This window comes from Pseudodesulfovibrio karagichevae (genome assembly GCF_041414475.1).
GTDB lineage: Bacteria > Desulfobacterota > Desulfovibrionia > Desulfovibrionales > Desulfovibrionaceae > Pseudodesulfovibrio > Pseudodesulfovibrio karagichevae.
Window position 1 is genome coordinate 23,245 of record NZ_JBGLYH010000022.1, and the last position, 12,598, is coordinate 35,842.

Annotated in this window: 9 protein-coding genes and 1 tRNA gene; 2 read left to right on the top strand and 8 right to left on the bottom strand. The window is 59.0% G+C overall.

Annotated features, from left to right (window positions below; genetic code table 11):
- Positions 1-12 precede the first annotated feature (12 nt).
- From AB6M95_RS09400 to AB6M95_RS09430, 7 genes are all read right to left on the bottom strand, one after another.
- The gene (locus AB6M95_RS09400) at positions 13-4,647 is read right to left on the bottom strand and encodes a methyltransferase domain-containing protein (protein WP_371386482.1); all 4,635 of its coding nucleotides are present in this window, start codon (positions 4,645-4,647) and stop codon (positions 13-15) included.
- Positions 4,648-4,738: 91 nt separating this feature from the next.
- Entirely contained in the window at positions 4,739-5,959 is a 1,221-nt protein-coding gene (locus AB6M95_RS09405; protein ID WP_371386483.1) for a sugar phosphate nucleotidyltransferase, read from the bottom strand.
- A 40-nt stretch (positions 5,960-5,999) separates the two neighbouring features.
- On the bottom strand, positions 6,000-6,710 hold the full coding sequence (locus AB6M95_RS09410) for an ABC transporter ATP-binding protein (protein WP_371386484.1): 711 nt from the start codon (positions 6,708-6,710) through the stop codon (positions 6,000-6,002).
- A complete protein-coding gene (locus AB6M95_RS09415; protein ID WP_371386485.1) occupies positions 6,707-7,477 on the bottom strand; it encodes an ABC transporter permease in 771 nt (256 codons plus the stop codon). The genes AB6M95_RS09410 and AB6M95_RS09415 overlap by 4 nt, the downstream gene beginning before the upstream one ends.
- Before the next feature lie 144 nt (positions 7,478-7,621).
- Positions 7,622-8,659: a GHMP family kinase ATP-binding protein gene (locus AB6M95_RS09420; protein WP_371386486.1), complete on the bottom strand. Its 1,038-nt coding sequence runs from the start codon at positions 8,657-8,659 to the stop codon at positions 7,622-7,624.
- Between the two features lie 6 nt (positions 8,660-8,665).
- Entirely contained in the window at positions 8,666-9,679 is a 1,014-nt protein-coding gene (locus tag AB6M95_RS09425; RefSeq protein ID WP_371386487.1) for a GDP-mannose 4,6-dehydratase, read from the bottom strand.
- Position 9,680: 1 nt separating this feature from the next.
- A complete protein-coding gene (locus AB6M95_RS09430; RefSeq protein ID WP_371386488.1) occupies positions 9,681-10,565 on the bottom strand; it encodes an NAD-dependent epimerase/dehydratase family protein in 885 nt (294 codons plus the stop codon).
- A 419-nt stretch (positions 10,566-10,984) separates the two neighbouring features.
- Between AB6M95_RS09430 and AB6M95_RS09435 the strand changes: the two genes are divergently transcribed.
- Together AB6M95_RS09435 and AB6M95_RS09440 are read left to right on the top strand one after the other, a co-directional pair.
- Complete coding sequence (locus AB6M95_RS09435; protein ID WP_371386489.1) at positions 10,985-11,269, top strand: polymorphic toxin type 44 domain-containing protein; 285 nt, start codon at positions 10,985-10,987, stop codon at positions 11,267-11,269.
- Between the two features lie 251 nt (positions 11,270-11,520).
- Positions 11,521-12,087 carry a hypothetical protein gene (locus AB6M95_RS09440; RefSeq protein ID WP_371386490.1) on the top strand — a complete coding sequence of 189 codons (567 nt, stop codon included), beginning with the start codon at positions 11,521-11,523 and terminating at the stop codon, positions 12,085-12,087.
- A gap of 169 nt (positions 12,088-12,256) precedes the next feature.
- On the opposite strand, the gene AB6M95_RS09445 is transcribed toward AB6M95_RS09440, so the two are convergent.
- Positions 12,257-12,333 (bottom strand) — tRNA-Asp (locus tag AB6M95_RS09445).
- Positions 12,334-12,598: the final 265 nt, after the last annotated feature.

Below are 12,598 nucleotides of genomic sequence, written 5' to 3' on the forward strand. Positions count from 1 at the left end.
CCGCGACCAACGCTATTTCATAGCGCGAAAAACAATAAGGCTATCGCCGAAGTGCGCGTGTTCCTTATCCCTGTAGACTTCGCCGACGACGGAGGTAAAGCCGCACGACTTCAAGGTCTCGACGGCGTCCCAACCAAAGACGGTGAAGACGAGCGATCCGTCGGGCGACATGGGGTTCCCGTGGTAGGTCGGCGGGAGGAGATGTTCCAGCTTGCCGTCCACCACCCTGGCCCTGATCTCGGCTTCGTCCCTCTCGACCTCCAGGGGGAAGGTCGCCAGCATCGTCCCGCCCGGCTTCAGGACCCGGGCGCACTCCGCGAACGCGACCGCAGGGTCGGGGACGTGTTCGAAGACGTCGTTGCTCACGATGAGGTCCAGGGACCCGCTCTCGAAGCTCAGCGCCAGCGCATCCTCATGGCGGATGCCGTCGACGACGGTCCCGCTTTCCAGATCGTCGCGGACGTACTCGCTGCCCGTCAGTTCATGGTCCTGAAGGTTCTCCCTGGCCCACTGGAATATGGGCGTGACCTGTTCCATCAGATAGACCCGACTTCCCCGTCGGCCCTCAAGCTGTTGCAGGATGAGCGCGCACATGAGCCGCTGCCGGTTGTTCATCCCGCAGTGCGGGCAGACGAGCCGCTCCCGCCAGTTGGGCAGGAACGTTCCGTCATCGAAACGGATGCCCCCGCCCTCCAGATCGACCAGGAAGTCCACCTTCCCGCCGCAGGCCTCGCACCTGCCCGGAACGGAAAAGACCTCCTGCGGCGCGCGCGAAAGCACGCCCCGCTCCAGAGCCGCCATGTCGGCGATCCCCTTGCACTTCATCAGGGCCTCGTATTCCGCCCTGTCGCCGACGCTCCCCACAGGCTGGATCGTCCCGGAAGTCGAGCCCGGAGCGCTCTTGCGCGCCGCGTACAGGGACAGGGGGTACGGACTGGTCTCGACCGCAAACCCCAAGGAGGAAAGAATACCTGCCAGGTGATCCCATGCGGCCCGCCCGCCCCACAGCTTCTCCGCCGTGGCGAGCCCGTTCGCGCGGATGGTCTCCCAACGGGGCTTGTCGGTATACAGCCCGACAAGGGCCTCCATGAAGTCCCGCTCTCCATCGGCAAGGACGATGTCCTTGCCGTCCTCAAGCCCCATCCCCTCCGCGGCGACGGAGGTGGCGACCACGGGGAGGCCCATGGCCATCGCCGTCCCGACCTTCCCCTTGATCCCGGCGCCGTAGCGCAACGGGGCCACGGAAAGCCGGACGCCCTCCAGCAGCGCGCCGAGGTCCTCGACGAACCCGGTCACGACCACGTCGTCCGAGGCCAGCTTCCTGACTTCGTCGGTGGGGTGGCTGCCCACCACATAAAACTTGATTCCGGGGATGCTCTTGCGCAATCCGGGCATGATGTCGTCAACGAAGTACTCCACCGCGTCGACGTTGGGCGGATGGGCATAGCCGCCGACAAAGGCGATCCCGCTCCGCGCCTCGAACCCCGTCTTGGAGCCCGGCACATCCATTATGAGCGGGAACACGAAGATGTTTGCATCGGGGACGATCCCGGCCAGCATTTCCGCCTCCGCTGTGCTGTGCACGATGGAGGCGTCGACGCCTGCCATCGCCCGCAACTCCGCCTGCCTGATCTCCGCGGCCTCCTTGCGCTTCCTATCGCTGCGCTCCAATTCGGCCTCGCGCATGATCCGCAGGAAATGCAGGTCCACGGTGTGGAACAGGAACTTGGCGTTGACGCAGTACTTCTTCAGGGTTTCCATGTGCCGCTCGACAACGCCGACGCGGAACAGGACGACCAGGTCGTACAGCTCGCCGAACTCGCGCGCGTGGGCCTCCATCGTGGTCTCGTGCGGCGCATAGATCACTTCTATTCCGTTTCGCTGCAACATATTAGTATATTTTGGGATATACGCAAAGTTGTCCTCCGGGACGAAGGTCACCTGAAAGTCCATGTCGCGAAGGAGAAGCAGCGTGTTAAACAGAGTCAACGAGCCGGCGTCCTGGTCGGGGGCCGGGGTGCAGTGATCCAGCACAAGGGCCTTTCTCGCAACGCCCCGGTTCCGGGCGTGGACGACATCCTCGCCCGGCTTCTGGTGATGCCGGAACCGGTGTTTCCACCTCTCGTACAGCTTCTTCGTATTGACGACCTGATACGCCTTCACGCCCTGGTCGACGTCGACCCCATGCGTGACGCCCTCGAAATGTATGATGGAGGACATGGGCTGGTATATGACCCTGTAGCCCTTGTCGCGAATCTTCACGGCCAGGTCCGAATCCTCGCAATAGGCCGGGAGATAATGCAGGTCGAACCCGCCGCATTCCTCGAACAGCTTGGCGGGAACCATGATGGACGCGCCGGAAACGTAGTCGACCTCCCGCGCGTAGTTAAAGCAGGGAAGCGAAGGGTCCTGCAGCCTGCCGTAGTTCCACGCGCTGCCGTCCCGCCAGATGATGCCCCCGGCTTCCTGCAGCCTGCCGTCCGGGAAGACCAGCTTGGAACCGGCGAGACCGGTACCCGGAAAATCGATGAACGTCTGATACAGGGCATCAAGCCAACCGGCGGTGACCTCAGTATCGTTGTTCAGGAAGTAGACATATTCGCCGCAGGCGTAGGTCGCACCGATGTTCGAGGTCCTGATGAAGCCCGAATTCTCTTCGTTGCTGTAGAGCCTGATCCCCTTCATCCGCTTGAGAATATCAAGGGTTTCCGCGCAGGAGCAGTCGTCAACCAGCACGATCTCAAAGGGCACGTCCGGGATGTTGTCGTATATGGACTTGAAGCATTTGACCGTATAGTCCACGCCCTCGTATGCGGGCATGACGATGGAGACGACCGGGGAGTCGCTCACGAATCCGGTGAAATCGACCCCTTCGGCAAGCGCCTTCAACTCCTCGCGGTCAAGCGTTTCCCGGGGCGGCTCGGCTTCCGTTTCCACCGGAGCGACCTCCTGTCCGGCGTTCATCACTGCGCCGCTGGCTGCCAGCACTCCCGGGTAGTATTTCGCAAGCCAGCGCCTGTGGGCGACCTTGGTGCCGTAGCTCAACAATGAGGAATTATTGTACCGCTCCCGCGCCCACTTGAGGGCCGCAAACACGGGCTTCATCAGCAGGGACGCGGTACGGGCAAGGAACGAGCCCAGGACGCCGCGGTCCTTCGCAGGATCGGCCGACGACCGTCCCCCAGCATGGCCGCACCCGCTGACGAACACCGTGTCCTCGCGACACCCGCTGGCCAGCAGCAGCCCCGGACAATTCCGCTGCATCCAGGCCCGGTGGGATATCTTCGTCTCGTCCGACAAAGGCGCCGCATTATACAGCAACCGGCTCAGGATGATTGCCCCCTTCAGGGCGTACCGAAGCCCCGTCAGCAGACGCCGCATCAAGCCTTTGCGGTTTGAGACCGCCTCGTTCGTCCGGGCCGCGAGCACCTTCAGTTCGGCAATATCCCTGCGCGTGGCGTCGTTCATTTCCCGCAGTGCGCCGTGCAGGCCGGAGACCTGCGACTCCAGCCCCTCCACCCTTTCGGCTAGACTCCGGCCTTCACGCCTCTGTTCCCCGAGGTCCCTTTCGATGCACTCGACGGCCTTCTCGACCTCCAGGATCTCCCTGGAGAGGCCGACGACTTCTCCGCTCACCCCTTTCATCCCGCCGGACAACGACGAGGCGTCTTCGGCCAGTCCGTCGACGGCAAGCTTCATGTCCATCATCAGCGCGTTCTGGGCGTCGAATTTCGATTCAAGCTTATCCAGCTGCTCTTCTTTCGCGTACGCTTCCCGCTCATCGAGCAAATCCTTCAATTGATCCAGCTCCTTTTCATGAGCATCCTGCATATCCGCCATGGCTTTCGTCTTGTCATGCATCAACGCCTCGACATCCTTGGCCCATTTCGCAAACTTGACGTAGTGGTCAACGAGATCGTCCGTTTCGGGATACAAAACCGAGACGTCCAGTCTCGGGGTGGATGAGGCGTCCTTCCCGCAGATCGCCAGGAAGTATTCCGGAGGGACCACCTCCCTGTGCTTGTTCCTCACGGTCTCCCCATCGTCGAACCATGCCCGGCAGGAGGGTCTCCCCCCGGTCATCGGCTGGACAAGTGATCCCATCTGCACCTTTTGCCCAAAATATCGTACGCATCCGAAGAACTTCGACAGCAAGGCATCCAGTTCGTCGAAGTCGAACTCCTTGACGTGGAACGTATTCGGCTCGTTATCCTTTTCGTACACCGGCCGGTTGGGAGAGGATATTACCAAGACGCCGTCCGGCCGCAGCACCCGTTTTATCTCCGCAACCATCTCCTCCTGCTCGCCGATATGCTCTATGGTTTCGAACGAGACGACCATATCGCAACAGGCATCGGGAAGATCGAGTTCCCGCACATCGGAAACGACGAACGACAGATTCGGCCTCTTGTACGTTTCGGAAGCATGGTCGACGACCTCCCCGGAGATGTCCACTCCGACGACGGACTTGGCAGTCTCGGCGAGCATGGCGGCCCCATACCCTTCTCCGCAGGCCATATCGACAACATCCCTGCCCTTGCACAATTGCGCAGCAACGACATACCGGTGCAGGTGCTCCAGGCGCAGCTTTCCCCCTTCGGACGGGATGTACCGCTCGCCGGTAAATTCAAGATTCTTCTTGCTCACAACCTCTCTCCAGATAAGAGAACGCACCATTGTGCCCGCAAGGATACGGACCATCACAATCGGGCATACGCGGACATGCCTAGCCGAAACATCACAATATGGAAAGGACAAGACGGCGCAGATCATCCGGCTCGCGATCATGGAGCAGCCACCGTCCTACTCCCGCACGCCTTGCCTCTGACACGCCGGAGGACGAACCTCCGATCATCGCACTCGCGGCCATGTCCACGTTCCAGTCCCGCCCGAACGCCGCCAGCATCGCCGGGGCGGGCGAACGGCCTTCGCGCGGATAGTGGTACACCGCGTCGAAATGGGCCCCGGCATCGGCCAACCCGCTGGCCGCTATGCCCTCGAAATGGGGAGAGTCCGGCCCCGGACAATCCCGCCCTCCCATGTCGGGCCGGGCCGACACGGCAAAAACCAGCCACCCGGCGTCGTTGGCGGCCTTGACCGCCTCGCAGACTCCGGGCCGCCACGCGAAATCCCCGTCCTCAAACCCATGCCCGGAGTCGTCCTCGACAACCACGTCCCGGTCCAGGAACAGCGCGGGCTTTCGCCGCCAGGCGGGCACATCCGTCTGGGCGCGGGCAAGGTCTTCCGGCACGCCGATATCAAGGAAAAAGCCGGAGTATTCCTTGCAGAACAACCGGCCCCTTGCGGCCAGTTCCGGAAACACGTCCTGCTCCAGCGACACGGCCCCCTCGGGCAGCTCCCGAACCACCTCCCGGGTCAGCAGATAGATTCCCCCGTTGATGGCCCCGGGCCCGCCCGCGCCCTTCTCGCTGAACTGAACCACCCGGCCGGACCGATGACGGACGGTCCCGAAACGCGACGCATCCTCGACCCGCCGCAGGGCGATCCGGGGGTTGCCCTGCGCCCCGGCCGCGAGGTCCAGGTAATTGATGTCGAAGATGCTGTCGCCGTTCAGCACGAGAAAGGTTTCATCCAACAGGCCGAGACAGTTCCGCACGCCCCCCCCGGTCCCGAGAGGCTCGCGTTCACGGACGTAGGAGAGCCGCACGCCGAGTTCCCGGCCATCGCCCAGCGCGTCCCTGAGCTTCTCGTGCAGGTACCCGGTGGACAGGACAATCTCCCTGATCCCGTGCCGCGCCAGATTCCAGATGAGGTACGAAAGGAAAGGGACGCCGCCCACGGGGATGACGGGTTTAGGGACCTCCCTGGTCAGCTCCCCCAATCGGGTCCCCCTGCCCCCCGCAAGAATCACGGCCTGACGCACCATCGTCTTCCTCACCGGGGCGAAGCCGCCAGGCTTCGCGGGAGCCCGTTCGACGAGCCCCAGGTCAATGGACAAAATATCTCCGCAACTTGGCGATGCAATTCGCGAATAGTCATCATGCCTCTTGATGGTTGCCGAACGCCAGGTAGGCGGCGATCACCTCGTCCGTTCCGCCCTCGGCCATGGTCTGGCCGTCCTCTATCCATAGGCATCGGTTGCACAGCGACTTCACGGTGGCCAAATCGTGGGAAACGAAAACGATCGTCTGCTCCGACTGCATTTTCTCCTGCATGGCCCGCGAGGACTTCTGCTGAAAGCTCTGGTCGCCCACGCCGAGGACCTCGTCGATGAGCAGGATGTCCGGGGACATCTCCAGCGCGACCCCGAACCCCAGCCGCGCCTGCATGCCCGACGAGTAGGTCTTCAACGGAGAGTCGATCCATTCCCGGAGTTCCGCGAACTCGATGATCCGATCCAATCTGGCCTCCGCCTCCTCGCGGGTGAAACCGATGAGCATGGCGTTGATGATGGCGTTGATCCTCCCCGAGAGCTGCGGGTTGAACCCCATCTGAAGACTCAAAAGCGCCACCGACGCGGGCTGGAAGTATTGGATCAAGCCGGAATCCGGCACCAGAATACCGGCGATCAGCTTGAGGAGAGTGGACTTGCCCGCACCGTTGTTCCCGATCACGCCGAGGGTATCCCCCTGGTTGATCGACAGCGAGATATCCCTCAAGGCGTCATAGGTCCTGAACCGGAACAGCCCCTGGCGCACCTTGAAGGAACAGCGCACATGGTCGAACGTTACAAGCGCAGGCGTACTCACTGCTGACACACCTTGGGATAAACATGGTCATACTTCCGCAGGAAGAGCAGGAAAACGGCGGCAAAGAAGGACGAACAGAGCGCGACGACCGCAAGGTACTTCCAGTCGGGCCACTGCCCGTACAAAAGGACCATTCTGTAATTCTTGATCAGGCCGGCCATCGGGTTGAGATAGACGAAAAAGGAATGTTTCGGGATGACCATGCGATCCAGATCGTAAAAAACGCCCGAAGCGAAAAACAGGAGCTCGATGCCCGTCGAGATGACGAACCCCAGGTCCGGGACAAAGGGGACCAGTGCGGAGCAGAACAGGGAAACCGCAAAGATGAGTATGAACTGAACCAGCATCAACACGGGGAGAGCCGCCCATGTGATCGTCACCGGAGTCGGATAGAAACAGAGGAAGAGAAGAAGCAGGGCGCAGACGAACAGGTGCTTGAACGCATCCTGGCAATTCGTCACGAAAGGGAAGAAACATTTGGGGATGCGCACCTGGAGTATAAGTCCCCGGGCATCATAGATGCTGTTCTTGCTGTTTCCGACGCTTCGCCCGAACCAGTTCCATGCGGTCAGGCCGACCAGCAGGAAGCCGACGAAGTTGTCCGTTCCCTGATGCAGCATGATGTCGAAGACGACATAGAACACGCACATCATCAACAGCGGTTCGAGTATCCACCAGACAAAGTTCAGATAGTACGAAGACACTTCAATCCTCAGATTTGAAGAGACGTACAACTCTGCCAATTGCATGAAGTTCTTAAAGCGCATCGTGCTCACCAACCATTCGTCTCGAACCCCTTCTACGGACGACGGAATACAGGCTCACCGGCAGGCCCGTCGATCGATCGCGGCAACCGCCCGCCCCCTCCGGGGCATTCGGCGCCTTTAAAGGGTTCCCATGCAGACCGGGCATCAGCCGTGATCCGCAGTCCAAGTAATCAAACCGTGACGGGTGAACTCGTATCGGCGGAATTCGAGGTTCAAGGCGGATAGGGCCTTGATGACGTCATACCGCGTCTCATCCGGGCAATAGAACATGGCGAACCCACCGCCGCCCGCGCCGGATATCTTGCCCCCCGTCGCCCCGCTCTTCAGGGCGAGCGCATAGATGTCGTCGATATGGGAGTTGGTGATGCTCAACGACGTCTTTTTCTTATTCGCCCACCCATAATTGAGATTCTCGCCAATGGCACGGAGATTCCCCACCACCAACTCGTTCTTCAGCAGCAAGGCCTGCTTCTTCACTTCCAGCATGGCTTCGACGCTTGCCGACTCGCCGGAGGAAAACCGTTTTTCCTGCTCGACGATGATGTCGGACGACACCCGGCTTACCGAGGTGTAGCAAAGCACGAGGTTGAATGCCAACTCGGCCATCAGCTCGTCCTTGATCCGCAGGGAATTGACGATCACCGAATCGTCCGGCAAAAACTCGAGGTAGTTGAACCCGCCGAAGGCTGCCGAATACTGATCCTGCTTGCCCCCGGCAAAGCCCAGGTCGATCCGCTCGATCTCGTACGCCAGGCGGGCGATGTCGTATTCGCCCAGCGGCAGCTTGAGCCACTCGGAGAAGGCCCCGATCATGGCGACGACCAAGGTGGACGAGGACCCCAATCCCGAGCCGGGGGGAACGTCCACGAACGTGGTCAACCGGAAGGACAGGGGCTTCTTGGCGTAATCCTTGACGATACGGTTGTACACGCCTCTCAGAAGGCACAGGCCGTCCTCGATGTCGAGTTGCATGGCCGCATCGAAAACAAGGCATTCCCCCGTGTCCCGCGAGCAGAATTCGATCTTCCCGTTGTCCAGCGGTTCGATGCTGGCGTAGGCGTACATGGAAATGGTCGCATTGAGGATGGCCCCGCCGTGTTCGCGGAAGAAGGCGGGAAGGTCCGACCCGCCCCCGCCCAGGCCGAGCCGTAATGGCGCTTTCGCCCTATATACCTTTTTCAAGACGGATTACCTCGACAGCTGCTTGTGCCCGGCGCCGATGCGGCCACGCCAGTATTCCAGAAGATCCCCCATGGTTCGTTCGAACGAGTATTGGGGAGCCCAGCCCGTGTGCTTGCAGAATTTGGTCGTGTCGGGAACCTGCAGATCCGCGTCGATGGGCCGCAGTCTTTCCGGATCGATCTCCACCGAGATTTGGTCCTTCATCGGGGATCTGGCGATCAGATGGTCGAGCATGTCCCGGATGGTGCACGAGAACGTCCCGCCGATGTTGTAGAATTCACCGGCAACGGGCTTGACCGTGACCAGCATATAGTAGGCCCGGACCGCGTCGCGCACGTCCGCCCAGGTCCGCATGGAGTCCAGATTCCCGACCTTGATCACCGGCGGGATCAGGCCCGCTTCGATCATGGCGATCTGCTTGGCGAACGTGGATTCGGCGAAGACGTCTCCCCGCCGCGGGCCGGTGTGGGTGAACATCCTGGTCGTCATGACCTTCATGCCGTAGGCGTCGCCGTAATAGCGCCCCACCAGATCCGTACCCACCTTGGAGATGGCATAGGGCGAGGCGGGATGAAACGGAACGTGCTCATGGATGGGCAGGAATTCGGCCGACACCCGGCCGAAGACCTCCGAGGACGCGCAGACATGGATGACGGCTTCGGGCACCTTCCTGCGCAACACCTCCAGCAGCCTGGTCGTGCCGAGGATGTTGGTATTCAGGGTCTCGATGGGGGAATCGAAACTGGTCTTGGGGTAACTCTGCGCGGCCAGGTGGAACACATAGTCCGGCTTGACCGTATCGACGACCGTGTCCAGCGAGCAGTAGTCGTTCAGGTCGGCATAGTGGAAAAAGACCCTGTCCCCGGCGTTCACGCGATCCAGCAGATGCTCGACGTTGTCGAGGGGGCTCCTCCAGCGGCACATGCCGTGCACTTCCCAGTCGGTTTCCTCCAACAGGAAGTCCGCAAGATGGGAGCCGACCATCCCCGTGACGCCAGTAATCAATGCTTTCATAGTCATCTTAATCTTTCCGTTGAGAAGTATGCTCCGCGGCAAGGGCTTCCTCTATGCGGAGCGGAGAGCGGCCTAACAAATCACGGAGACGGTTCGAGGTCAACTCGACGACCTCCGGACGCGACAGAAAAAAATCTTCGCCGGGATGGACAACCGTATACTCCAGCCCGGGATCGACCGTCCTTTTGAAAATCTCCGCCAGATCCCTGCGGGAAAGGAGCTGCGGGCCGCAGAGGTTGACCGACCTCCAGTCCAGCTCGCCCCACCTACCGGCAATCTCTTCCACTGCCCGGCAAACGTCCCGCAATGCCACGGCGCTACGGCAAAGGGGATCGAAGACCTCCGCAACCTCTCCCCGCCCGGCGCATGCCGCCAGATACCGGATGTATTTGTCTCGCACGGAGACAACATAGGACAGGCGAAGAACCTTCACGCCCTCATCCGAGGCGAAATAGTTCTCCACTTCCTGTTTCATTGCCGCGTATTCGCCCACGGGGCGGTAGGGAGAGTCCTCGTCCAGCCCCCTTCCCGAGCCGAGAACGAGATCCGTGGAAAAAAAGAGGACCCGCGCCCCGCGTCTGCGGCACCCTTCGATGAAGGCGATCGTTCCGTCCACATTGACGGACCGGGCCCGGTCGGGGTGCTCGGCGCAATAGTCCGGAGAGGAAATGGCCGCTGCATGCGCCACGACATCCCCTCCCCCGATGCGGCTGAAATCGAAATCGGCCATTCTCCGCAAATCGAAAGGGACACACCCCTGGTCCCCGGAGCAGTCTCTCGACAGGGCGAGGACCTGATGGCGGGGAGACAGAAACCGCCGGAGCGCCCCCCCCACCAGACCCGTGTTGCCCGAAATCATGAATCGTATTTTTTCACCATTGCTCAATGACATGGCCCTACAACTATATGCAAATCCGAAAAAACTCCAGGGCCTGACCCCGGAGAGGCGCTCGGCATCCGCCCGGTTGCGAGGCCGTGGCCGCTGGATACCGAAAAAGTCGCCCTGACGGACTCAAAAAGTATTGGCGATACAACCCAAAACCACACGCATGTGACAAGTGCCAGGCAACAAAGAGGCTGTGGTCTGAGGAAAACCCGTGACCGGTACACCCAAACTGCAAATGTGAGGTTGAAGAATTCGAGGCTGTCGGAGTAGCAGGAAGAGTCGACGCTATCTGTGTACCGCCCGGAGTTGATTTAGCTGCGAACATTGCTGAAGCTCGCAGAGCCGCAAAAGACTGTGAAGCCAAAGCACGTAAAATCGTATCCCAGTCAGCAGCGCACTACAGTTCCGAAAAAACGGTCGAATACTTGACGTTTGGTTTTAAGTGCTGGTGGATATACGAGAACTTCGCTTCTGGAGCGAGATACGACTTCAAAGACGGCGGCAACCACCCAGAATATGAAGACTTTGGCAATTATCACTACGGTCTGTACATTAAAGCGATGGGGATCAATGTAACCTTCGCCCAAGCAGCCACAGGTGCATGGCAGATCAAACAAAAGACCTCAGATTGGGGGTTCATAGGCGCATGGTTCGACGACCCGCGTGACAACCGTCGCATTAAAGAAGGACAAAATTATCCACTGAATTAGAATGAAGGGACTCAACCGAGTCCCCTTTCTATTTTTCGCGTTGCTCACAACAACCTATATTGATATTTTGCTACCCACTTGGTCATAAAATAGTAAGTTCAATCCATGAGTTTGAGCATAGGCCATAAACATAAAATACTTCCGACCATTCTTCGCAAAGGCCAAATCTCTCCCTTTTGATAGTCCATGAGAGAGGCAGCGAAAATGAAGGACCTCCCGTCGTTTGTCTTCGCTGGAGGCAGAGATCAAATATGAATTGTGGACACAGAATTATTAAAACAATTAAATGGATTGTAATATCGGTTGCCCTTCTTAGCGTCTTATTTGCAGGCGGATGTTGGCTTCTTTTGGAGCTCACATCTCCTTCGCATGACTCCGATGACGCTCTGCTCCATAACTTCGCCAATAACCGGGCAATATTCGAGGGAATAGTAGCCAAAGTGCAAGATGACGGTGACATAATCAGAATAGGCAAAAACTGGTACAAGCTGGCTGATTGGATAGCTCGAAGCGATAATCCCGACAGGATTGTACAATACAGGAAATTATTCAAAGAGATTTCGATAGATAGCGGAATTCACGTTACATATTCGTCGGCAGGTAAAGCACGTGTGTTGTTTTACTCCAGCTGGACTGGATTTCTTTCACCAGGATCATGTAAAGGGTATGCATATGAACCATACCCAATAGATGCAGCCATCTTGGTAGATAGTATCGACGGCTATAAACCAAAAGCAAACAGGTCATCATTCTGGCGGATCTACAGAGGGATAAAAGAAGAAAACAATTGGTACCTTTATTATGAATCTGACGAGTAAACCAATGGTATACTTATGTCACAACATCACTTTATAACGTCGGAAGACGGGACGCATCTAACCAATTGAAAACACGTTTCCAAATATGACCCTAAGGTGGGGGACTTTACAAGTTTTATGGCAAAAGAAAAAGGACACCAACCTGTTGGTTGATGTCCTTGATCTTTAGTGGCGGAGCCGACGAGACTCGAACTCGCGGCCTCCGGCGTGACAGGCCGGCGTTATAACCAGCTTAACTACGGCTCCGCACTTATATGATAAAGGGTGTTAAGCGTACCCTCTATTTCAAGATGGCGGGCGACAGGGGGCTCTCCCCTGCGGCTCTCGGCTTGTGGCCGATGCCCTCCCTGACGAGCTGCTCGCCCGCAGGAAGAGCCTGTCTAATCGGACTTGAAGGGGTTGTCAATCCATTTCTTTTCCTTCGCATCGCTTTATTGCCCTATGGCTCCCCCGGCATGTCGGCCCGGCGTGCCGGGCGCAGCCATAGGGCGAAAAGTCCGGAACTCCCGGC

Bases quoted from the DNA above. Each gene is read 5' to 3' on its own strand.
- AB6M95_RS09440 (WP_371386490.1), top strand. From the start codon at position 11,521: ATGAATTGTGGACACAGAATTATTAAAACAATTAAATGGATTGTAATA.
- AB6M95_RS09415 (WP_371386485.1), bottom strand. From the start codon at position 7,477: ATGCGCTTTAAGAACTTCATGCAATTGGCAGAGTTGTACGTCTCTTCA.
- AB6M95_RS09430 (WP_371386488.1), bottom strand. From the start codon at position 10,565: ATGTCATTGAGCAATGGTGAAAAAATACGATTCATGATTTCGGGCAAC.
- AB6M95_RS09425 (WP_371386487.1), bottom strand. From the start codon at position 9,679: ATGACTATGAAAGCATTGATTACTGGCGTCACGGGGATGGTCGGCTCC.